The following is a 22,437-nucleotide window of genomic DNA, read 5'->3' as shown; positions in this document are numbered from 1 at the left end:
GGCTGGTGGATGTCCCGTCGTGCGGACGCCGCGCCGCAGCGTGATTCCCCAGGCGGAGCGGATGACTTGACGCATTTGGAGGGCCAGGGGACGGTTCAGGTCTACATGAGCCCCTCGCCGTCCACCGTGTCCTTCCCTCCCACGGACACCCCTGTCATCCCCACGGGAGCCATGCCCGCCGCGCCCGCCGACGAAGCTGCGCTCTCCGCCGAGGCCCGCCTGTGTGTGTTGCGGGAGATGATGAGCGAGGCGTTCCTCTGCCTGGACGCCCAGGGGCGCATCCGCGAGGTGAATGGCCGCGCCGCCGCGCTGCTCGGCGTGCCCGCCCAGGAGCTGCAGGGGCAGGAGCCCTGGACAGCCGAGCCCGCGCTCGCGGGCACCGTACTGCACGAGCGCTTGATGGCCGCGCTCTCCACTCGCGAGGGCGGACGCTTCCTGGCGGAGCTGCCCTCGCGTGTCTGGCTGGACGTCAATGTCCGCGTGGTGGGCGAGGAGACGTGGGTGCTCGCCGCGGACATCACCCGGAGGCAGCGCGCGGAGAGCGAGGTGGCCAGGACCGAGGAGCGCTTCCGTCAGCTCGGCGAGCGCTTCCAGGTGGCGCTGGACTCCGCGCAGATGGCCGTCTGGGAGACCAACGTCGCCACCGGTCAGGTGTTCCGCTCGGAGGGACATGACCGCCTCTACGGCTATCCCCATCCGCTGGCGGAGTGGACGCACGAGCGGTTCATCGAGTCGCTCCACCCCGACGACCGCCCGGCCGTGCAGACGCAGCTGAATGACATCGCCGCGGGCAAGACGGACTCATACGTCTCCACCTTCAGGACCCACTGGCCGGATGGCTCCTGGCACTGGCTCACCAGCCGCGCGCGGGTGCTGCGCGACGCGACGGGCAAGGTGATGGTGGTACGAGGCGCGCTGCTGGACATCACCGCGCTGAAGGAGACGGAGTTCGCGCTGCAGGAGGCGGTGCGCACGCGCGACGACTTCCTCTCGCTGGCGAGCCACGAGCTGCGCACGCCGCTGACGTCCCTGCGCCTGCAGGCCCAGCTGCTGCGGAGGCTCGCCGAGGGCCAACCGCAGGAGACGCTCGGCTCACCCAAGGTCCAGGGGAAGCTGGACACCACCGAGCGCCAGCTGCGCAGGCTGGGCGCGCTCGTGGACAACCTGCTCGACGTCAGCCGCATCCGCACGGGCAAGCTGGACTTCCACTTCGCCGATGGAGACCTGGCCGCCGTCGTGGCGGACCTGGTGGCGCGCTTCGGCGACGAGGCCCGGCACACCGGCGTGCCGCTGAGCGCGAAGGTGGACGGGCCGATGGAAGGCCGCTTCGACCGGCTGCGCCTGGAGCAGGTGGTGAGCAACCTGCTGTCCAATGCCCTGCGCTACGGCGCGGGCAACCCCGTGTCACTGTCGCTCACGCGGCACGGCGACAAGGCGAAGCTGACGGTGTGCGACAGCGGCCCGGGCGTGCCCGTGAAGGACCGCGAGCGCATCTTCGAGCGATTCACCCAGGGCGACAACGCGCGGCGACAGGGCGGGATGGGCCTGGGCCTCTACATCGTCCGGCAGATTGTCGAGGCGCACGGCGGCCACATCCACGTGGAGGACACGCCCGGCGGCGGCGCCACCTTCGCGGTGGAGCTGCCGCTCTAGGACGCGCCGGGCTCATCGCGGACGAAGGCGAAGCCCGGTGGCACGTCGAGGCGATAGCCCGGGTCCTCGAACACCAGCCGCGCGCCGGTGCCCTCCAGCATCTCCCGCAGGTGACGCACGTGCACGCGCAGCGCGTTGTCGTGCAGCCTCGGGTCATAGGCCGCCTCCCACATGGCCCGCACACAGTCCTCCTTCGGCAGCGTGCGGCCCGGACGTCGGGCCAGCGCGTAGAGCAGCCTTCGCGGGAGCACGCGTTTGGCGAGTGAGACGGAGCGAGCCCCCGCGCGCAGCTCGTGGTGGCGCGCGTCGAGCACCACCGCGTCCGACGCGGCGACGGGCGCCTCGACGGCCAGGCGCGCGCCGGTGGAGGTCACCACCCGCAGCGAGGCGAGCGTGCGCGCCAGCTCGGGAATCAGCTCCGGGTCCGCCTCGCCCTCCGCCGCGGAGCGCGCCGCGGCCTCCAGCGAGGCACGCGACTCCGCCGCGCGCTCGGCCAGCCGGTGCAGCAGCGCCCGCGCCAGGTGCGCCAGCGCGCGCTCCAGGGCGAAGTCCTCGCCGCGCGCCAGCGGCTCCAGCGAGGCCAGGAGTCCCTCGGCGCGCACGCTGTCCCCCGCCGTCGCCGAGGCCAGCGCCGCCAGCGCCCGCTGCCGCGCCGCCATGCCCGGACGCACCTCGCGAGGCTCCACCACCGACGGGCGCTCCACCTGTCTCAGCACGTCGGCGGAACGGGCGGACTCGGCGGCGCGGGCCAGTCCCTCGGCGCCTCGGGCCCTCGCGTCCGCCGCGGCCTCGTCGAGCAGCGCGAGCCCCTCCGCGCGCCGCCCCAGCTCCAGCAGCATGCGCCCGGCGCTGACGCGCGAGAGGTGGTGGATGAAGAGATAGCCGCCCTGCTGCGCGCGGGCCGACGTCTCCCGCAGGCCCGCGAGCGAGGCCCCGCGCTCTCCGCGCTCGCCCCGGACGAGGGCGGCGATGCAGTCGAGCTCCAGCGCCAGCCTGGGCGCGCCCAGCTGGCCCAGCTTCTCCCGCGCGCCCGCGAGCGCGGCCTCTGCTTGAGCGAAGCGGCCGAGCCTGCTGAGGATGCCCGCGGACATGGCGGCCACCAGCGGCCCGCGCGAGTTGAGCGGCGCGTCCTCCAGCAAGGACAGACACTGGTTGAGCGGCTCCTCCAGCCCGTCGTCCCGGCCTTCAATCCAACACATCAGCGCGCGGGCATAGGCCCCCCAGCCGAGCACGCGCCGGTCCTCGGACGCGGAGCACGCCGCGTCCAGCATCTCCAGGGACTCATCCAGTCGCCCCTGGAAGAAGCGCAGCGCGGCCCACGCCAGGAGCTGCTGGAGGAACACCTCCGCGTCGCGCGGCATGGGCATCGACTGCAGCGTCCGCTCACACGCGTCCAGTTGCAGCGAGAAGAGCGCCACGCGCACCAGCACCGTGCCCACCTGCTCGCGCAGGTCCGCGTCCCCGTCCTCACCGAGCGACGCGCGCAGCGCCGAGAGCTCCTCGTAGGCACGGCGCAGGTCCAACAGGCGCACCTGGGCACGGGCCCGCGCCAGCCCCACGTCGGGCGTGCACAGCGCGGGCGGCAGCGAGCCCAGGAGCGTGAGCAGCTCCCCGGCCGCGCCCTGGCGCACGAGCGCCTCCGCCTCCCCGACGATGAAGGCCCGACGCTCCTCGTGCCGCCCCAGGGCCTGCAGGTGTCGGGACATCGCACGCACCCGCACCACTTCCGGCAGCGGCTCGCGTGACAGCAGCGCGAGCAGCGCCTCGTGTGCGGCCCGCGACTCCTCGGCGCCGAGCAGCGACTGGAACGCCTCGCGCACCAGGTCGTGCACGCCATGGCGGCCGCGCGCGTCCGTCTCCACGAGGAGCCGGGCCGACAGCCTTCGCAGCGCCTCGCCGGCGCCACCGTCCGGCAGCACGTCGGCGAGCGCGGAGGCGGGCAGCGGCAGCTCCGACAGCGCGAGCACCGCGGCCACGCGCCGCTCATCCGGCGGCAGCGACGAGAGCGCCGCGCGCACCGGCTCCTCCACGTCCGCGTCGTTCGCGTGCGCGCGGCGAAGGAGGAACGGCACACCCCGGGAGCGGGCCCAGGCCGCGGCGAAGCCCTCGCGCGCGCCATACAGCGCGTCCAGCTGACGCCACAGCAGCTTCGCGGCGGACTCCGGCAGCCCGTCCAGTCGCAGCTCGATGCGGTCCGGGCTCGTCGCCAGGCGCGGGAGCTCCTCGCGCGAGGTGGCCAGGAGCGCGCCCCTTCGCAGCCGCCCGCCGAGCCCCTCCACCAACGCCACGCGCTCCTCGCGCGCGAGCACGTGCAGGTCATCCACCACGAACAGCGCCCCGCGAGCATCCAGCTCCCGGGCCAGGTCCTCCAGGCGCGCGTCGTCCGACAACGCCTGCGCCACGGGCGCCTCGCGCAAGAGCCGGCGCGCGTCGTCCACCACCGAGTCCAGCGCGTCCCCCGGAGCGATGCGCCGGTGGACCACCGGCCCCCGATGGCGCGCCGCCACCGCGGCCACCAGCGCGGACTTGCCCACCCCGGGCAGGCCGTACACCACGCCGGTGCGCACGCGGCGCAGCAGGCCGCTCAGCCGCTGGAGCTCCTGATTGCGTCCGACGAAGACGGCGGGCGGCCCCAGCCCTCGCGGCGTGGACGTCCGCGCCACCGGCTCCCGCTTGCCACGCGGGGCCGTGCCCTGGGCACGTCGACGACCACGGGGAGGAGGCGTCGTGCCGGCGCGCATGCTCACCTCGTCACGACCTGACGCGAGTCACCGGCCCGGGACGCTCGCCTCCCCTCACCCTGTGTGAGGGACGGCGGGAACAACGTCTCGAACTCCAGCGCGCGGCCAGGTCTCATGTGCCCCAGCCTGACACACCCTCCTGTCCCATTCGTATGTCCCCCCTTGGACACCTGGGGTGTGCGCCCCACGCGAGCCGCACCTACCCGGTGAGTCCCCACCCGACATCGTGGGTTCCAATATCACTCCGATTTTTCACATTTTGTCGCCCGTCGAGAAGGAATTGGCGCCCGGACGAAAACAACCGGAAGTGAAATCGCGCATCATTCCCCGGTTACCTGAGGGCCAGGGAGCAAGCAGCCGTACCCGGTCAGCGAGCCCCCAGGTCTTACGTCCGGAGGGCGCTCCGATGTGGATCGAGACCATCATCATGCCCCGGGAGGAGCGCGAGCCACGTCCGGCTCCGCCTCCCCGAGACAGGCGCGCCGCCCTCGTCGCAGCAGGCGAGGAGAGCCGTGCCTTGCGGGATGACGTGATGCGGTTCCTGAGCGCGAACCACCTGCTGGGCGCGGTGAAGTGGATGAGCGAGCCGGGCTTCCTGCCGCTCATCACCCTGCACTGCACGGAGCGCGCGCTGGAGAAGCTGCGAAGCGCCGCGGAGTTCGTCGTGGGACGCGCGTCACCGGTGGATGCCTACCCGCCGCTGACCTCCACGGAGCCGGAGCTCTCCTCGGAGCCGGTGCCCATGGCCGCGTCCGCCTTCGCGCGCTACTCCTGACGCCACGCGGGCAATTCCACCCCGGCCCCGTCCCGGGCATTCGCCGCCTCGGACTCCAGCAGAAAGGCCCCCAGCTCCAAGAGATGCTCGGCGATGCGGGCCGCGTCGTCGGTGGAGGTGATGAGCCCCCGGAGGGCCTCCTCCGCGGACTCCGCTTCCGCCACCCGCGACACCCACTCCGGGCACCCCTCGTCCCCGGTGGCCGCGCACCAGTCCCGCGCGCCCTGGCGAAGCTGCTCCGCGTCCTCCGCCGTGAAGACGAGCACCGCCGTGTCGCCGTGCGCCGCGCACCGCGCATGCACCCGCCGCAGCGCACGCACGAGCAGCTGAGCCACGCCCCGGAGCGTGACGTCGTAGACGTGGCGCTCGGGCGCGTCCACCTCGCCCCGGATGCCCAGCACGACGTCGCCGAGCAGCAGCGTGTAGCGGAAGTCCTCCCGGCCCGTGCGAGCATCCTCGGTGAAGACGCTCAGCTCCCGGCCCCGCCCCGCCAGGCCCGTGGCCACGCGCATGGGCTGGAGGCCGCCCCGGCCCATGAGCTGCGCGTACGACGCGCGCCCCAGGACCTCGGTGGCGTCGACATCCAGCCGCCAGCCACACCAGCTCGCGCAGACGCCGGGCTCGAGCACCTCCGCCGCGGCGCCCCCCTCGCCGCGCGCGAAGTCCTCCAGCACCGTCAACATCTCCCGGGGGCCGCCGAGGACGCGAACGGTGCGAGCATCCAGCCGCCGGAACACGAGTGACGTCTCTTCCCGCGAGTCCCCAACACTGCGCCAGTCCCCATGCATCGGCTTCCCCCTCGAGCGGCTGCTCCAGGGAGTTGTCGTCCAAATCGGGACGGGCGTGGGATTAAACGGAGTTAAATCCGCGCCCCTCCGCCGTCGAAGTGCTCCTGGAAGGCGCGCAGGTTCGGCCCGTCCCCGCCCCGCTCGTACACGGCGAAGACCACGCGCGAGAAGGCGCCGTACAGCTGCGTCAGCGCGCTCGAGAAGGCCTGGGCCACCTCCGCCGGCTCGTTGCGGAAGACGCCGCAGCCCCACGCCCCCAGCACCAGGACCTCATGCCCCTGATGCGCGGCGACCTGGAGCACCTTCAAGGCGCGCGCCCGCAGCACCGCGTGGAGCTGACGTCGCTGACGCGGGTCCTCTCGCAGCACCACGCCCGCGTTGGGCCCGGGCGCGGTGAGCATCGAGAGGAGGAAGGGCCGCTCCAACAGCTCCAGCGAGTCGTCGCGGAAGAACGGCACGTCCGGCGAATAGATGAGGTGGTCCGTGTAGAGCGCCGAGCGCTCCTCGCGGTTGGCGTCGTAGTACTCGCGCTGCGTGAGCAGGCAGGGATAGAGCGCCGAGCAGCGCGCCAGGTCCTCCTCCTGCGCCTTGGCGCCGCCCAGGAAGCCGCCGCCCGGGTTCCTCGCGGAGGCGAAGTTGAGCGCCGCGACACGCGTCAGCCCCTCCTCCTCCACCAGCCTGCGCGCCGCCTGCCCCGTCTTGTCGCCCGTCACCTCGATGCGCGGCGCCGTGCCGGCCGCCAGCCCCCGAGGCGTCAGTCCCGAGAAGTCCTCGGGGCGGTAGAGCACCGTCCCCCGCACCGCTCGCTCCACCAGGTCGCCCACCTGGACCACCCGGCCCGAGGGCGCCACGTACTGTCCTTGCTCCGTGATGCGCACCGTCTGGCGCGCAAGCTCCTTCAACGACATGACCCGCTGCCTTTCGATGCCAGCCCCGTGGTGAGCACGAAGCTTCGTGTCACACAAACACGAAGCTTCATCCTTCAACCTGACAAGGCGACGCGCGAAGGCCCCGGGCCCCGGAGCGGGAGGGGGCCCAAAGGCGCGGGGGCGCTACTCGCAGCCGATGCGCTGGGTGCTGCTCACCGCGACGTTGTCGATCCACGTCTCGGAGGCGGACGGCCCCTGCGGATGGACGAAGCCGTAGCCCACCATGAAGGTGTTGAACGAGCGCATGCCAATCTCGGTGAACTCGTGCGCCTTCGCGCCATCCACGTACACTGTGGTGGTGCCGTGCGTGCTGGACGCGGTGGGGCGGCGGACCTCCCACTCCAGACACACCCAGCGGCCGGTGGACATGCCCAGGTTGACCGGCGGCCCCTGGCGGTTCCAGCCCTGTCCGTTGCGCGCGGACCAGTCATCCAGCGCGAAGCCCGTGTCCTGGATGACCTGCAGCTCGAAGCCGCCGAAGTCATTGCCCGCGTCCGAGAAGAGGACGAAGAAGGTCCCCATCTGCCCGAAGTCTCCCGGCAGCGAGGTCATGAACACGTGTGCGCGCACGAACAACTGCGTGCTGAACGTGGGGCTCAACGAGCGGATCCACCGGGCGATGGCCTCGCCCTCGCCCTGCTTCTCGTCGATGCCGTCCTCCGTCACCACGTGCAGCGAGCGCGAGCCGGTATGTGGCTTCGTGCCATCCGCGGTGATGGTGGCGTGCGTCTTCTGCTCATCCCAGCTGCCCTGGCCGCTCTCGAACGTCTCACAGAACAGCGCATGGGACGGACACGACGCGGTGCCCGTGCCGCCATCACCGCCACCCGGCGTGCCGGAGTCGGGCGTACCGGAGTCGGGGGTGCCGGAGTCGGGAGTGCCGGAGTCTGGTGAACCGCCAGCGTCGGGCTTCTTGTCGTCGTCGGAGTCGCCGGAGCACGCCGGCATCGCACCCAACGCCAGGAGGGCGAGGGGCAGCAACAGAGTGGCTTTGAAGCGCATAGGGTCCTTCCAGGCCGGGGTGGACGCCGGCCATGTCTGCCTGATGGAGCGCACGCGAGGCCGCGGCTTGCTCGGGGGTCAGGGAGGCAGAGAACTACCACCGCGCGCGCCCCCCGGGCAGCGGGGCCCGGTGGACCCAGGAGCCCACGTCGTCACCCGAGCGACACCCGTCCGACCGACGAGGCAGGCCGTGGGAGCACCACGGAAACGGTGGCATCCCACCTCGGGAAGGTGCACAACTGCGCGCCGCGAATCCCACACGCGAGGTCTTGCACCATGAAGCTCTACTACACGAATGGCGCCTGTTCCCTGTCCCCGCACATCGTCCTGCGTGAGGCGGGCCTGAAGTTCGACGTCGAGAAGGTCGACCTGCGCTCCAAGAAGACGGAGACGGGCGCGGACTTCCTCGCGGTCAACCCCAAGGGCTATGTCCCCGCGCTCGTGCTCGACGACGGCAACGTGCTGACCGAGGGCCCCGCCATCGTCCAGTACATCGCGGACCAGGCGCCCCAGTCCAAGCTGGCCCCGGCCAACGGCACGCTGCCGCGCTACCAGCTCCAGGAGACGCTCAACTTCATCTCCACCGAGCTGCACAAGGCCTTCAGCCCCCTGTTCAACCCGGCGTTCCCCGAGGACGGCAAGGCCATCTACAAGGAGCGCATCGCGCAGCGCCTGAAGACGCTGGACGGCGTGCTGGCGAAGCAGCCGTTCCTGATGGGTGAGCAGTTCACCGTCGCGGATGCGTACCTGTTCACCGTGCTGAACTGGGCGGCGCCCATGAAGGTGGACCTGGAGCCGTTCCCGGCCGTGCGCGCCTTCCAGGCCCGCGTCGCCGAGCGTCCCCATGTGCAGGCGGCCCTGGTGGCCGAAGGCCTCAAGAAGTGAGCACGGCGTTCGTCAAGCTGCTCGTCACGGACCTGCCGCGCTCGCTCGCGTTCTACGAGGCGCTCGGCTTCGAGCGCACCCAGTCCGAGCCGCCCTTCGTCCGCCTCCAGTGGGCGGGCGCGGTGGACGTCTACCTCGTCGCCCCTCCGGCGCAGCTCCAGCTGGAAGGACGGCGGGGGCTGGGCGTGCTCGTGGGCATCCGTGTCGAGGGCCCCAGCGGACTGGACGAGCTGCTCCTGCGCGCCCAGGCCCAGGGGGCCCCGGTGGAAGGTCCCGCCGTGCAGCCCTGGCACACCCGGGAGGTCGTCGTCACCGACCCGGATGGCTACCGGCTCAACTTCATCGAGCCCGCTTGAGCCCCGCCGGGCTGGAGGGCTTCTTCGCGAGGCCCTCCAGCAGCAGCTCCACCATCAGCTCCGCCGCGCGCGGCAGCGGGCGCAGGTCCACCCACGGGTCCTCCTGGGTCTTGACCAGATGCAGGGCCACCAGCCCATGCACCCCGCCCCACACCACCTGGCTCACCAGCTCCACGTCCTGGTGCTCGGGCTTGAAGCAGCCCGCGTCCTTCGCCTCCTGCACCGTCTTGCGCAGGAAGGCATAGGCGTCCTGCTCCGGGTTGTCCTGCTCGAGGGACTCCTCGGACTTGGACCCCACCTCTGCGGGGAGGCGGTCCATGAAGAGCAGCCGGTAGGTGGTGGGGTGCTCGCGGGCGAAGTCGACGTACGCGCGCCCCATCTTCCTGAGCCGCTCCAGCGGGTCCTTCACCCGGGCGACCTTGTTGAGCACTTCCGCGAAGCGCAGGAAGTCGTGCGTGCACAGCTCCCGCACGAGCGCGGCCTTGTCCTTGAAGTGGACGTAGATGGCGGTGGGGCTGTACTCGATGCGCTCGGCGACCCGGCGCATGGTCATCGCCTCGTAGCCCTCCTGGCCATAGAGCTCGCGCGCCGCGTCCAGGATGCGCTGCCGCGTCGCCTGCTTCTCCCGCTCTCGCCGCTCCTTGATGCCCATGATGCCTCGCTCGTGCCGCTACACCGCGCCTCCGGGGGACAGGACGCTACCGCCGGACACGGCCGGCTCGCGAGCCTCGGCTTCGGGCTCCACCTCCGGGGCCAGCAGCTTGTACACCACGGGTGTCACCACGCGGGTGAGCACGGTGGAGGAAATCAACCCGCCGATGATGACCCACGCCAGGGGTGAGTAGAGGCTGCTGTTCTCCAGCGCCAGGGGCAACAGGCCGCCGAGCGCCGTGAGGGTGGTGAGCAGGATGGGCAAGAAGCGCGTCTCGCCCGCCTGCTCGATGGCCGCGTCCACCGACAGACCCCGGGCCCTCAGCTGGTTCGTGAAGTCCACCAGCAGGATGCTGTTCTTCACCTCGATGCCCACCAGCGCGATGAAGCCGATGGACGCGGTGAAGGACAGCGTGTTGCCGGTGAGCCACAGCGCGGCGATGCCGCCCACCAGGCCCAGCGGAATCACCGACGCCACGATGAGCGCGCCCCGGAACGTGCGGAACTCCAGCACCAGCACCGCCAGCACGCCGAACGCCGCGATGATGCCGGCGGCGGACACGCCGTCGAAGCTCTCCTGACGACTCTTCAGCTCTCCCGCCATCTCCAGGCGATAGCCCGCGGGCGGCTTCACCTCCGCGTCCAACCGGCGCACCGCCTCCTGGATGACGTTGTCGTTGATGAAGCCGGTGGCCACGCTCGCGGAGACGGTGACGGAGCGCTCGCCCTCGTGATGGGTGATGCGATTGGGGCCCGCCTCCAGTCGCACCCGCGTCACCTGTCCGAGCGGCACCTGGGCGCCGGTGACGCTCGCCACGTGCAGCCGCTCCAGCGCGCCGAGCGCGGGCCACGCGCCCGACTCCAGGGGCAGCCGCACCAGGATGGGGTGGTCGTCGCCCTCCTCGTCCCGGAAGGAGCCCGCGGGCAGCCCCGCCAGCCCGAAGCGCACCGCGCGCGCCACCTCCGCCGCGGGCACGCCCAGCCGGCCCGCCTTCTCCCGGTCCACCTCCACCTGCAGGTCCGTGCGGCGCGTCTGCACCGGGTTCTTCACGTAGAGGGTGCCCGGGGTGCTCTCCAATACGCGCTGCGTCCGGTCCGCCAGCTCGCGCAGCGGCTCCAGCTCCGGCCCCACCAGCCGCACCGCCACCGGCGCCTCGATGGGCGGCCCCTGCTCGAACTCGCGCACCTCGATGCGCGCGCCCGGGTACGTGGACAGCTCCGCGCGCAGCAGGTCGAGCAGCGCGGGCGTCTGGCGCGCGTCATACGACTCCAGCTGCGCGAAGACCTCACCCACGTTGGGGCGCTCGGGGCTGGGCTGCACGTTGTAGTAGACGGAGGGCTGCCCCCGGCCCGCGTTGGCGGACACCGAGCGGACCTCCGGACGGCGGCGCAGCACGTCCTCCACGAAGCGCACCGCGCGGTCGGTCTCCGAGAGGCTGGTGCCCTCGGGCGTCTCCACCTGGACGTAGAACATGGGCGCGCCGGCCTTGGGGAAGAGGCTGAAGCCCACCACAGGCACCAGCGCGAGGCTGCCCGCGAAGAGCCCCGCCGCCACCCCCAGCGTCAGCACGGGACGCGCCAGCGCGCGGTGCAGCACGGGCCGGTACACCCGCTCGATGCCGTGGTGGAGCCAGCGCAGCACCCGGTTGCCCTCCGGGTGCTCGTCCTTCGAGAGGACCAGGCTCGACAGCAGCGGAATCACGGTGAGCGACACCAGCAGCGACGCGAGGATGGTGAACACCACCGCCATGGGCAGGCCCCGGATGAACTGGCCGGAGGTGCCGGGCAGGAACACCAGCGGCACGAAGGCCAGCACCAGCGTGGCGGTGCAGCCGAGCACGGCCAGGCCAATCTGGGACGTCCCCTCGATGGCGGCCTGGACCCGGGTGCGCCCCATGCGCAGGAAGCGCGCGATGTTCTCCACCACCACGATGCTGTCATCCACCAGCAGGCCCAGCGCGATGACGAAGCCGACGATGGAGAGCTGGTTGAGCGTGAAGCCCGCGTGGTGCAGCGCGGCCAGCCCCAGGGCCAGGGACAATGGAATCGAGACCATCACGACGAGGCTCGCCCGGAAGCCCAGCGGCAGGAGCGTCACCAGCACCAGCGCCAACGCCAGCGCGAAGTCCACCGCGAAGCCGCCCAGCCGCCTCTTCACCTGGAGCGACTGGTCGAAGCCCGTCTCCAGGCGCATCCCCGACGGCAGCTCCTCCGCCCAGGCCCGGGCCACCTCCAGCACCGCGTCGCGCACCGCGAAGACGTTGCCTCCGTCCTTCTGCGTGACGCCCACGAAGGCCGCGCGCTCCCCGTTGTAGCGGCCCAGGTGCACGGCGTCCTGGTCGCGGAAGGACACCTCGGCCACGTCCGACACCCGGACCACGCCGGACGCACCGCCGGCCACCACCGTGGCGCGCACCTGCTCGAGCGAGGTGAACTCGCTGCCTGTCTTCACGTTGAAGCGGCGCGTGCCCACGTCCACGCTGCCCGCGGGGATGTTGAGGTTGGCGCCCGTGAGCGCCTGGAGCACCTGGTCCAGGGACACGCCCACGCGCGCCAGGCGCTCGGGGTCCAGGGACACGCGCACCTCCTGCTTCGCCGCCGCGAAGACCTCCGCCTTCTTCACGCCCGCCACGCGCCCCAGCCGGTCCGAGAGGTCATCCGCGCGCCGCTCCAGCTCGCGCGCCGGGACGTGCGGCCCCACCAACGCCAGCTGCACCACGCTCACGTTCGACGCGCTGTGGCGGATGACCTCCAGGCGCACCAGCCCCGACGGGAGCCTGGGCCGGGTGGCGGTGACCTGCCGCAGCACCTCCGCGTGCTTGTCGTCCACGTCGGAGGACGACTCGAATTCAATCTCCACCTGCGCCAGCCCGTCCTCCATCTGGCTGGACACCTCCTTCACGTCGTCGAGCTCCTCGAACGAGTCCTCCAGTGGGTCCACCACCAGTTGCTCGAGGTCCGAGGGGCTCGCGCCGGGGTAGACGGCGACGACCGTGAAGCTCGCCATCGGGAAGACGGGGTCTTCCGCGCGAGGAATGGAGAGCGCGCTGGAGACGCCCAGCGCCACCAACATGGCGAACACCACCAGGGTGAGCTGGGGATTCTTCACCGCCGCCGTGGACAGCCTCATCGCGCCTCCACCACCGCCACCGGCTGGCCCTCGCGCAGGAAGGACACTCCATCGGTGACGACCTGGGCGCCCGCCTCGACGCCCTCGGACAACGCCGCGCGGCCGGTTTCGGAGGAGAGGAACGCCACGCGCACCCGCCGCCGCGTCGCGCGCTGGCCGTCCTGGGCCAGGACGAAGACGCTGGCCGTGTCGCCGTCCCCCTCCAGCAGCGCCTCCACGGGGACGAAGCGCAGCGCCCGCCGCTCCGAGGGGAAGACGCGCGCCTTGGCGGAGAGCCCGGACAACAACCTCGGCGCGGCGTCCGACGGGGACATGAGCAGCTCCAGCTCCACCCCGGCCGTGCCGAGTCCCTGCGTGGCGGCGCTGGCGATCTCCCGCACCCGCGCCTGGAAGGTCCGCCCCGGATAGGCATCCAGGAACACCTCCGCGGAGTCCCCTTCCCTCACGCGCACCACGTCACGGTCCGCGAGCTCCACGCGGACGACCCAGCCGTCCTCCTCGCTGGCGAACAGGAAGAGCGCCTGTCCGGGCGCCACCACCTCGCCGGGCTCCACCATCCGCCGGAGGATGCGGCCGGCGGCGGGCGCGACGAGGCTCGTCTGACGCTGCTGGAAGGTGGCGACCTTCAGGCCCGCCTCCGCGACCTCGAACGCGGTGGTGGCGTCCTGGAGCTGCACGCGGGTGGCGACCTGGGCCTCGAACAGACTCCGGGCCCGCTCCAAGTCCCGCGCGGCCTTGTCCCGAGCCTCGCGCGCCTGCGCCACCTGCGGGCCCACCTCCGAGGGGTCCAGCGCCGCCAGCACCTGCCCGCGCGTCACCGCGCGGCCCTCCTCGACGGAGACCTGCCGGACGATGCCGCCCAGCTTGAAGGACAGCCGCGACTCCTGCTTCGCGGCCAGCGCGCCGCTGGCCCGCACGGGCTGGGCGACCTCCTCCTCCATCACCACCGCCGAGCGGACCCGCACCGGAGCCTCTTCACGGGAGGCGCGCTCCGACGCCGCGGTGGCGGGAGCAGAGCACCCCGCCACCGACTGCAGACCCAACAGGAGGACGGCGAAACCGCTCACCCACGCGGCGCACAGGCTCAACGACGGGGCACGCATCATGACGCGACTCCCGCCCGCACCGGCTCGGGCGGGCCAAGGCCCGGCCCTCTCGTGGGCGCGGGTTTACATCGGCCACTCACTTAACGTCGTTAACCCATCGAGACAAGTCGCCTGACAAAACTTCACAAACCCAGGGACACACGTTCCGAAACGGAGCCTGGTTGCACGGCGCCGCTCGCCCACTCGCCAGGGTGGTGCCGGGCGGCTCGCCCCACACCCAGGCATGACGCGGCCGGCGCGGCCATTCCCCCACCGCCTCCAGCGAGGTGTACGGTGTCCCGTCCGGCGCCCGTGGCGCCGTGCGCCTCCGCACCATGTCTTCCCGCATCGCCACGCTCCTCGACCACGTCCGCGCGCACGCGGAGAACCGGCCCGGCGTGTACCGGATGCTGGGGCCGTCGAGCGAGGTGCTCTACGTGGGCAAGTCCGTGCGCGTGCGCTCGCGGCTGCTCTCCTACTTCCGCGCGGAGCCGGGCGAGAAGGCCGCGGACATCATCGGCCACGCGCACCACGTCGAGTGGGAGCACACGCCCAGCGAGTTCGCCGCGCTCTTGCGCGAGCTGCGCCTCATCAAGCAGCACCGCCCCCTCTACAACGTGGAGCACAAGCGGGACCGGGGACACTGCTTCCTGCACCTCACGAAGGAGGCCGTCCCGCGCCTGCACGTGGTGGGGCGCGTCAACGGCGCCAGCGGCGACTACTACGGCCCCTTCCACGGCCCGGGCGCGGTATCCGAGGTGGTCCGCGCGGTGAACGACCTGCTCGAGCTGCGCGACTGCGCCGCGGACACGCCGATGCGGCTGGCGGACCAGGGGCAGCTCTTCCCGGTGAAGCTGGAGCCCTTGTGCATGCGCGGTCAGCTCTCGCGGTGCCTGTCTCCCTGCGCCGCGGGCTGCACGCATGCGGAGTACCACGCGCGCGTCACCCAGGCCCGGGCCTTCCTGGAGGGGACGTCCGACGCGCCGCTCGTGCTGCTGCGCGAGCGCATGGCGCTGGCCGCGCGCCGCCTCCAGTTCGAGTACGCCGCGGAGCTGAGGGACCGCGCGGAACGGCTCGAGGCGCTGCGCGGGTGGATGGTCTCCCTGGGACGGACGATGAAGCGCCTGTCCTTCGTGTACACCGTGCCCGGCTACGCCGGAGAGGACCGCGTCTACATCCTGCGACGAGGCAGCGTGCGCGATGAGCGCCCCGCGCCCCGCACACCCCAGGAACACGAAGCGCTCGCCGCGCGCGCGCGGGAGGTCTTCGAGCGCCCCGAGCCCGAGACGCTCGGCCTCAAGGCCCACGAGGCGCAGGAGGTGATGCTCATCGCGCGCTGGTTCCACCTGCACCCCGAGGAGTTGGAGCACGGCGCCGCGCCTGGGGCCTGAGCACCGCCCATCGCGCCACGTCGGTTCGTATGTCCCCGTAGGACTCCACCCGCGGGAGGGTGAGCACCGCCATCCCGGGTGTGGCGTTCACACGTCACGAGCGCGCGTCAGTCCCAGCGGCTATGACTGCGCCACTCCACACCCCTTGGGGGACTCATGAAGGCCCGACTCTCGATTGCCACCCTCGTGGCCGGCTTGCTGGTGTCGTCCACCGCCTCGGCGGCCATCACCGTGCGCTACTCCAACCGCGACTCGCGCGACTACACGTGGAGCGCGGTGTGCAGCGGCGTGAAGACCCACGTGTCCTTCGGCAAGAACCAGACGGCCTCCCTCACCATCCCGGGCTCCGGCCCCTGCACCGTCCAGACGGACAAGGGCAAGGTCGTCCTCAAGGGCGGCGAGGACCTGGAAATCAAGGACGGCGGCATCGTCGTGAAGTAGCCAGGCCTGTCTCGGAGGCCCAAGTTCCATAGTTTTAGCTTAAACATCCGCATATTTATCCTCCAGAACCCACAATTAATCTCTGGGGAATTGAAATCAGCGACCACCCTACCCATACTGCATCGCGTCAGTCCTTGCTGGGGAGGCGCGATGAAGAAGTGGTTGGCAGTGGCCCTGCTGGTGGGTGTGGGCGTGGCGGGCATGCTGGTGACGCCGGCGGCGCAGACCCGGCAAGGGGGGCCCATCAACCCGGCGGACACGGCGTGGATCCTCACCGCCACGGCGCTGGTGCTGCTGATGACGCCGGGGTTGTCGTTCTTCTACGGCGGCATGGTGCGGCTGAAGAACGTCGTGTCCACGCTCCTGCAGAGCTACATCGCGATGGCGGTCATCAGCCTGCTCTGGGTGGTGGTGGGCTTCAGCCTCTGCTTCGGTGACAGCTTCCACGGCCTCATCGGCGACCCGCGCACCTTCTTCATGTTCAGCGGCGTGGGGGGCGAGACGCATCCTGACCTGGCGCCCACCATCCCCCTGCTGCTGTTCGCGCTGTTCCAGCTCAAGTTCGCCATCATCACCCCGGCGCTCATCACCGGCGCCTTCGCGGAGCGGGTGCGCTTCAAGGCGTACGTGCTCTTCATGGTGCTCTTCACGCTCTTCATCTACGCGCCGCTGGCGCACTGGACGTGGCACCCGGAGGGCTTCCTGCGCACGTGGGGGGTGCTGGACTTCGCGGGCGGCACGGTGGTGCACATGTCCGCGGGCTTCGCGGCGCTGGCGGGCGCGCTGGTGCTGGGCCGCCGGCACACGCACCTGGAGAACGCCGCGCACACGCCGGCCAACCTGCCCTTCGTGATGCTGGGCACGGGCATGCTGTGGTTCGGCTGGTTCGGCTTCAACGCGGGCTCGGCGCTGTCGGCCTCGTCGCTCGCCACGCTGGCCTTCGCCACCACCAACACGGCGTCCGCGGCGGCGATGCTCGGGTGGATTGCGTTCGACTGGCTGCGCGGCCGGAAGCCCAGCGCCCTGGGCGCGTGCGTGGGCGCGGTGGTGGGCCTGGTGGCGGTGACGCCCGCGGCGGGCTTCATCACCGTGGGCCAGAGCATCATGGTGGGCCTTGTCTCCAGTTTCGTGAGCAACTGGGCGGTGCACTTCAAGAACCGCACCTCGCTCGATGACACGCTGGACGTCTTCCCCTGCCACGGGCTGGGCGGCGTGGTGGGCATGGTGCTCACGGGCGTGCTGGCCAAGGACGTGGGGCTGGTGCACGGCGAGACGACGACGTTCCTCAAGCACCTGGCCGCGCTGGTGCTGGTGTCCGTCTTCTCCTTCGTCGGCTCGTACGTGCTCTACAAGCTGGTGGACCGCATCGTCCCGCTGCGGGTCCCCCGTGAGCACGAGGAGCTGGGCCTGGACCTGAGCCAGCACGGCGAGACGATGGGCGAGTCCACCGGCTTCGCCGCGCCGCAGGCCACGTCCGCGAGCACGCCGGCTGTCGTGGAGCCCGCGGCGACGGCGCCCCGGGACACGACACAGCCGCTGCCCGCCTGACGGCCCCACCGGGGCACCGGGTCTTCGCGCCCGGTGCCCGACGGGATTGTTGACCACCGGCTGCGCCGGCACGCGGGTGTCCACCGCCGACCACGCATCCGTACGCTGTCCGACGCTCCCCACGCCCGCCTCGCGATGTGGCCCGAGCGCGGCTCCTAGTCTCCCCGCCGTTCGCGCGCGCCCCTCGTGAGTCGGGAGCCGCCAGTCCCGGGGGGACACCATGCGCCGAGGTATCGCGGTCCACGCCGCTCGAGTGCTACTGCTCGTGGGACTCGTCACGGGTCCCTCGGGCGCGAGCGCCTCCGGCCCGCCGACGCGCGAGGAGTACTTCCGCTTCGTCCCGCTCTCCTACCCGCGCATCGTCCGCCAGACGAGCGCGAGCCAGGCGCTCGCGCTCTACGGCGACCCGGCGGACCCGGGCTACCGCGACGAGGCGCCGCGCGACGGCATCGACGACGAGCGCTTCCGGGTGCTGCAGGCTCTGGCGGTGCGCTTCGCGCCCATCCTGGTGAAGAACACGTACACCTTCCCCATGGACCACAAGGTGTTCCGGGACCTGCCGGGGGGCCTCCTGCTGAGCCTGGACACGTGGGACCTCGCCAAGCCCGGCTCGGTGCTGATGCGCAGCGACTCCATCAACTTCTCCACGCTCGGCCACCCGTGTCCCGAGGACGGCGCGCCGGAGAGCCTGTTGAGGACCGAGTCGTCCGGCCGCGACGCGCGCGACGACTGCCGCCTCATCGCGCTCCTGAAGGAGTTCCACCCGGACCACCCCACCATCCCCCGCCTGCGCCAGGACGCGGTGGCCGCCGAGCAGGCGCCCTTCACCGTCATGTACCTGGACTTCCCCGGGTATGACCCGGACACGTGGCACGAGGCCTACGCGAGCCCGCAGCCCGGGCAGATTGCGCGGCGCTACCTGGGCACGGAGAAGGTCTACGCCCACCCGTTCCTCGCGGAGGTCCGCGACGCGGAGCGCGGCCTGCTCGGCTACGAGCTGTTCATCCAGTACTGGTTCTTCTACCCGTTCAACGCGGGCGGCAACAACCACGAGGGCGACTGGGAGCACGTGAGCGCCGTCATCACGCCGCTGTCCGCCGTGGAGCGCGTGCTCACCGAGGAGGAGCTGCGACGCATCCTCTCGGGAGGCTGGCCGGCCGACGGCGCGGACCCGCTGGTGCTCAAGCGCACCGAGTACTTCTTCCACCACAACGCGATGGTCTTCGACTTCGCCCGGCCCAACGCGTACCTGCCCCGCAAGCGCTGGGAGGAGCTGATGGAGCTGCGCGGCGAGGACCGGCCCGGCGAGAAGAAGCTGCTGGCGCGGGTGCGCAGCTACGTCTGGGCGGACGAGGCGGAGACGCGCATCAACACGCACCCCATCGGCTACATCGGCGCGGACTCGAAGGGCCTGGAGCAGCTGCTCGCCTCGCCCGGCCCGCATGCGCGCGAGTCTCACGCCACCTATCCCTTGCCCGGCGTGTTCAAGGGCGTGGGGCCCGCGGGCTCCACGGAGGCGGTGCCCAAGCGCTTCGACCACCAGGAGTACCTGGCCGACCCGAAGCGGCCGCTCCCCGAGGGCGTGGTGCGCTACGACATGGCCGAGCGCATCGACCTGGTGCCCGACTGGGAGCGCGTCTACGACCTGGCCATCGAGGACCCGTCCGTGCGCCGCGAGTGGTCCTGGCTCATCCTCCCGCTGCGCTGGGGCTATCCGTCCGCGAAGTCGCCGCTGGCGGGCATCATCTCGCACTCGGACATGGGAAACCTGTCCATCACCGGCCCGGCATTCAGCGAGGGCTGGAACCGGCCCGCGCCCAACGCGGGCTTCATCGGCTACGCGCCCGGAGAGCTGCCCTGGTTCTTCCCGCTCGACGTGCAGGACAACTTCTCCAACAACCTGGGCTTCCTCAACGGGCCGGTGGCCGTGCTCATCAGCCTGCCGCCGTTCGACTTCGTCTACCGCGTGCTGGGGTTGCCCGTGCGCGCGGTGGTGGAGAAGCACGAGCCCGTCTACACGCCCCAGGCGAAGCTGCCCCGGCGGCGCGCGAGCGTGGAGGCCGGCGTCAGCGTGGGCCTGCTCGACAAGGACTTCGCGGGCCTGCTCCTCAATGACCGCCAGCTCGCCGAGTGGGCCCCGCAGCTGCTCGCCCTGGACCCGAGCATCGAGAACGCCTCGTCCGACTTCATCCAGCCGGTGGTGGACACGGCCGTGTCCGCCACGCTGAAGGTGAGCTTCTATCTGGGCGACCGCTTCACGTCGGAGAACACGCTGCTGCACTCGCGCAGCACGGTGGGACTCGACGTCCCGCTGGCGGACCGGCAGACCCTCTTCCAGCTGCGCTCCAAGCTGAACATGTGGGAGTACGCGGGCAGCATCCGCTACAACATCCTGCCCGGCGGCTTCCAGCCGTACGTCAAGCTGGGCTACGGGTTGACGTGGTACCGGCTCGAGGACGGCGCCATCAACGGCGAGCGGATGGCCAACCCCAACTCCTATTGGGTCCGCCTGCCCGGCTTCTTCCGCAACCTGTGGCCCAACACGTTCCACCTGGGCGCGGGCCTGGACATCATCCTGGTGCGAGGCTTCTTCCCCGGGCTGCGAGGCCTGGACGGTGGCATCCGCGCGGGCTACGTGCTGTCGCGCCACGAGCTGGGCATCCGGGACCTCGCGCCCCCCGTCGCGCTCGCAGGCCCCCTGAACGAGCCCGTGCACGTGCTGCGCAACACCTTCGAGCTGCTCGGCACGCTGAGCTTCTGAGCGCCGCGCGCGACTAGGGAAGATCGGCCTCCGAATCGGAGCGCGCCGAGGTGTCCTCGGTGTTCCGCCCGAGGCCCAGCGTGATTCCGACGATGAGGGTGGCGTGGAAGACGTGCAGTCGCTGCGTCTCGCTCGGAGGGGGCAGCCCCGTCAGCGCCAGCAAATCCGAGAAGCGCTGCGTGGACTGACGGCCCCACCCCAGGTCGGTGCCCACGGTGACGCGCGTGGTGCGCACGGGGAAATGCAGGCCGGTGGCCACGTGGTACAGGTCACTGGTCGCAAGCAACGTGCTGGTGTTGGGCAGCTTGATGGCGGCGCTGAAGTCGGTGTGGACGCTCAGGAAGATGCGCAGCCGGTCCCCCACGCGGTGCTCGACGCCCAGCGCCGTGTTCACCACCGGCTCGGAGCCGTAGAAGATGTCGCTGTCGAGCACACGCTCCGGGCCCTCCACGGGGATGGGGTCGCTGTCGAGCAGGCGGAACACCGGCACGCGCGCGAACACCTCCACCGCCGCGTGCAGCGTGGTGCCGCCGAGCAGGACGTTGCCGCCCAGGCCCACCGACAGCGGGCTCTGGAAGCGCGCGCGGACACTCGACTGGAAGTCGGAGATGCGCGCGGGTCCCTGGATGGGGAGCCCCTGCTGGCTCAGCGCGCGCTCCAGCCCCACCTCGCCCTTGCCCAACAGGCCCAGCCCTGGCGTCGTCACCGTCAGGCCCAGGGCCCAGCGCTCACGCTGGTAGCACACGCCCACCTTGGCGAGCAGGCGCAGGTGCTGGACGCGATAGTCGCGGTTCACCGCGGCGAGCACGGAGCCACCGTCCGCGCCGCTGCCCTGGGAGATGGCCAGGAAGTCCCCATGCTGCTGACGCCCGGCGAGGAACGGGGTGATTCCCACGCCCAGCGTCTTGCTCAACGGATAGGCCCAGCTCACGCCGGCCCACAGCTCCTTCACGCCGTGCTCCAGCCGCACGTCGGAGGACAGCTGCTCCAGCCCCTGGACGCCCAGCAGGTTGCTCCCGGAGAAGTCGTCACGACGCGTGAGCAGCGTCTCGAAGCCCTGGCGCGTCAGCAGCGCGTAGCCCATGCGCGCGCGGCCCAGCCACTTGAAGCGCAGGGGGCCCGCGATGAAGGCGGGCAGCGCGTCGAAGCGCGACGTCGTCAAATCACGGCCGGGCCCCAGGCCGTTGACCAGCGCCAGGCGCGAGTACTCGAAGACGTTCCCCGTCAGCTCCAGCTCCAGGTTGCTGACGAGCACCAGCGCGCCGGGGTTGTAGTAGACGGCGCTGATGTCCGCGGGGTCACCCAGCAGCGCGCCGCCGAGCAGCCACGCGCGGTTGCCGAACTGCCGCGTCCAGTAGTGCGCGTCCTGCGCCCACACAGGGCTCGCGAGGAGGAAGGCGATGAGCAGCCATCCCCCACGCCATCGCGTCTTCATCCGAGCAAGCCCCGAGGTCCGCTCCCGCGAAGGGGAGACACGGCCCGCGAGCATGCGGTCCACGTGGGCCCGGGCCCATGGCCCCCGGGTCCCACGCACCTGTCATCCAGCGGGGCTCAGCCCTTCTTCGCGGCGGCGCGGCCCTTGCGCGCACCACCCCCACGCGCCGACGTGGCCGCGGGCGCGGGGCCGGTCGTGGGAGAGGTCGGCTCCTCGCCCTCCGCCGCCTTCACGCGGCGCTTGAGTCGGCGAGGAGGCAAGAGGTCCGGCTCTCCCGGCACCTTCTGCGCGAGGAAGATGGCGGCATCCAGCTTGTAGAACGTCCTCGCCCGGTACCACGCCAGCGCGGACTCGTTGTTCTCCGCCACCTCCAGCACCAGGTGCGTGCAGCCCCGCGTGCGCGCCAGGTGCTGGAGTTGATCCAACATGAAGCTGCCCACGCCGCGGCCCTGGTAGTCCGGGTGCACCGCGAGCTCCTCCACGAAGAGCGGCCGCATGCCGCGCTTCTCGAACCAGCGCGGGTTCACCCAGTTGTCGTCGCCGGTGGCCTCGAAGGCGCACTCGGAGTAGCCGACAATCTCGCCGTCCACCTCATAGAGGAGCTGTTCGATCCACTCGGAGGTGTAGACCTCCATGAAGCGGCGCTTGGAGCGGGGACGCTGGTACTCCACCGTCTCGCGATTGACGTCGCGGAAGACGAGCTTGAGGAACTCCCAGGTCCGGTTGAGGTCACGGCGGTGGATGCGGCGGACCCGGACCTCGAGCGACTGCTGGGGCGCGACTTTCGTCATACAGGCTGCTTCCTTAGCAGGCTGGCGGAAAGCCACCAGTGCTTCTCATGGGCCGAGAGGCCCTCCGTCCGGAAT

17 protein-coding genes are annotated in these 22,437 nt (G+C 71.4%); 8 read left to right on the top strand and 9 right to left on the bottom strand.

The genetic code is table 11. The features are described 5' to 3' along the window. Window positions 1-9 precede the first annotated feature (9 nt). Window positions 10-1,653, top strand: a complete 1,644-nt coding sequence (locus tag K8640_RS19250; RefSeq protein WP_370640362.1) for an ATP-binding protein — start codon at window positions 10-12, stop codon at window positions 1,651-1,653. Here the strand turns inward: K8640_RS19250 and K8640_RS19245 are convergent. Further along, window positions 1,650-4,394, bottom strand: coding sequence for a winged helix-turn-helix domain-containing protein (locus tag K8640_RS19245; RefSeq protein WP_223748349.1), 2,745 nt, complete (start codon window positions 4,392-4,394; stop codon window positions 1,650-1,652). The two genes, K8640_RS19250 and K8640_RS19245, sit on opposite strands and share 4 nt — an antisense overlap. A 406-nt stretch (window positions 4,395-4,800) precedes the next feature. On the opposite strand from K8640_RS19245, the gene K8640_RS19240 reads away from it, so the two are divergent. After that, window positions 4,801-5,169, top strand: a complete 369-nt coding sequence (locus K8640_RS19240; RefSeq protein WP_223748348.1) for a hypothetical protein — start codon at window positions 4,801-4,803, stop codon at window positions 5,167-5,169. On the opposite strand, the gene K8640_RS19235 is transcribed toward K8640_RS19240, so the two are convergent. From K8640_RS19235 to K8640_RS19225, 3 genes are all read right to left on the bottom strand, one after another. Further along, window positions 5,160-5,906: a hypothetical protein gene (locus K8640_RS19235; protein WP_223748347.1), complete on the bottom strand. Its 747-nt coding sequence runs from the start codon at window positions 5,904-5,906 to the stop codon at window positions 5,160-5,162. The two genes, K8640_RS19240 and K8640_RS19235, sit on opposite strands and share 10 nt — an antisense overlap. Before the next feature lie 122 nt (window positions 5,907-6,028). Continuing rightward, window positions 6,029-6,865, bottom strand: a complete 837-nt coding sequence (locus tag K8640_RS19230) for a TIGR02452 family protein (RefSeq protein ID WP_223748346.1) — start codon at window positions 6,863-6,865, stop codon at window positions 6,029-6,031. 144 nt (window positions 6,866-7,009) lie between these two features. Beyond that, entirely contained in the window at window positions 7,010-7,888 is an 879-nt protein-coding gene (locus K8640_RS19225) for a hypothetical protein (protein WP_223748345.1), read from the bottom strand. A gap of 276 nt (window positions 7,889-8,164) precedes the next feature. Between K8640_RS19225 and gstA the strand changes: the two genes are divergently transcribed. Continuing rightward, on the top strand, window positions 8,165-8,773 hold the full coding sequence (gene gstA, locus K8640_RS19220) for a glutathione transferase GstA (RefSeq protein WP_223748344.1): 609 nt from the start codon (window positions 8,165-8,167) through the stop codon (window positions 8,771-8,773). Further along, entirely contained in the window at window positions 8,770-9,129 is a 360-nt protein-coding gene (locus K8640_RS19215; protein WP_046715961.1) for a VOC family protein, read from the top strand. Before gstA ends, K8640_RS19215 begins: the two co-directional genes overlap by 4 nt. Here the strand turns inward: K8640_RS19215 and K8640_RS19210 are convergent. The 3 genes from K8640_RS19210 to K8640_RS19200 are packed head-to-tail and all read right to left on the bottom strand — an operon-like array spanning window position 9,113 to window position 14,016. Then, window positions 9,113-9,781: a TetR/AcrR family transcriptional regulator gene (locus tag K8640_RS19210; RefSeq protein ID WP_223748343.1), complete on the bottom strand. Its 669-nt coding sequence runs from the start codon at window positions 9,779-9,781 to the stop codon at window positions 9,113-9,115. The genes K8640_RS19215 and K8640_RS19210 overlap by 17 nt on opposite strands. Before the next feature lie 18 nt (window positions 9,782-9,799). Further along, entirely contained in the window at window positions 9,800-12,910 is a 3,111-nt protein-coding gene (locus K8640_RS19205) for an efflux RND transporter permease subunit (RefSeq protein WP_223748342.1), read from the bottom strand. Further along, the gene (locus tag K8640_RS19200) at window positions 12,907-14,016 is read right to left on the bottom strand and encodes an efflux RND transporter periplasmic adaptor subunit (RefSeq protein ID WP_223748341.1); all 1,110 of its coding nucleotides are present in this window, start codon (window positions 14,014-14,016) and stop codon (window positions 12,907-12,909) included. The genes K8640_RS19205 and K8640_RS19200 overlap by 4 nt, the downstream gene beginning before the upstream one ends. A 314-nt stretch (window positions 14,017-14,330) precedes the next feature. Between K8640_RS19200 and K8640_RS19195 the strand changes: the two genes are divergently transcribed. The 4 genes from K8640_RS19195 (at window position 14,331) to K8640_RS19180 (ending at window position 20,136) form a co-directional block, all read left to right on the top strand. Continuing rightward, window positions 14,331-15,386: a GIY-YIG nuclease family protein gene (locus tag K8640_RS19195; RefSeq protein ID WP_223748340.1), complete on the top strand. Its 1,056-nt coding sequence runs from the start codon at window positions 14,331-14,333 to the stop codon at window positions 15,384-15,386. 156 nt (window positions 15,387-15,542) lie between these two features. Next, entirely contained in the window at window positions 15,543-15,827 is a 285-nt protein-coding gene (locus K8640_RS19190; protein ID WP_223748339.1) for a hypothetical protein, read from the top strand. A 150-nt stretch (window positions 15,828-15,977) separates the two neighbouring features. Continuing rightward, window positions 15,978-17,375, top strand: coding sequence for an ammonium transporter (locus K8640_RS19185; protein ID WP_223748338.1), 1,398 nt, complete (start codon window positions 15,978-15,980; stop codon window positions 17,373-17,375). Window positions 17,376-17,640: 265 nt separating this feature from the next. Beyond that, window positions 17,641-20,136, top strand: a complete 2,496-nt coding sequence (locus tag K8640_RS19180; RefSeq protein WP_223748337.1) for a hypothetical protein — start codon at window positions 17,641-17,643, stop codon at window positions 20,134-20,136. Between the two features lie 13 nt (window positions 20,137-20,149). On the opposite strand, the gene K8640_RS19175 is transcribed toward K8640_RS19180, so the two are convergent. Together K8640_RS19175 and K8640_RS19170 are read right to left on the bottom strand one after the other, a co-directional pair. Further along, entirely contained in the window at window positions 20,150-21,571 is a 1,422-nt protein-coding gene (locus K8640_RS19175) for a hypothetical protein (protein ID WP_223748336.1), read from the bottom strand. A gap of 116 nt (window positions 21,572-21,687) precedes the next feature. Further along, window positions 21,688-22,362, bottom strand: a complete 675-nt coding sequence (locus tag K8640_RS19170; RefSeq protein WP_223748335.1) for a GNAT family N-acetyltransferase — start codon at window positions 22,360-22,362, stop codon at window positions 21,688-21,690. Between the last annotated feature and the right edge of the window lie 75 nt (window positions 22,363-22,437).

The organism is Myxococcus sp. XM-1-1-1, assembly GCF_020037095.1.
GTDB classification, from domain to species: Bacteria; Myxococcota; Myxococcia; order Myxococcales; family Myxococcaceae; genus Myxococcus; species Myxococcus fulvus.
Note: the sequence above shows the minus strand (reverse complement) of the source record. Positions and strands in the feature narration are given on the sequence as shown.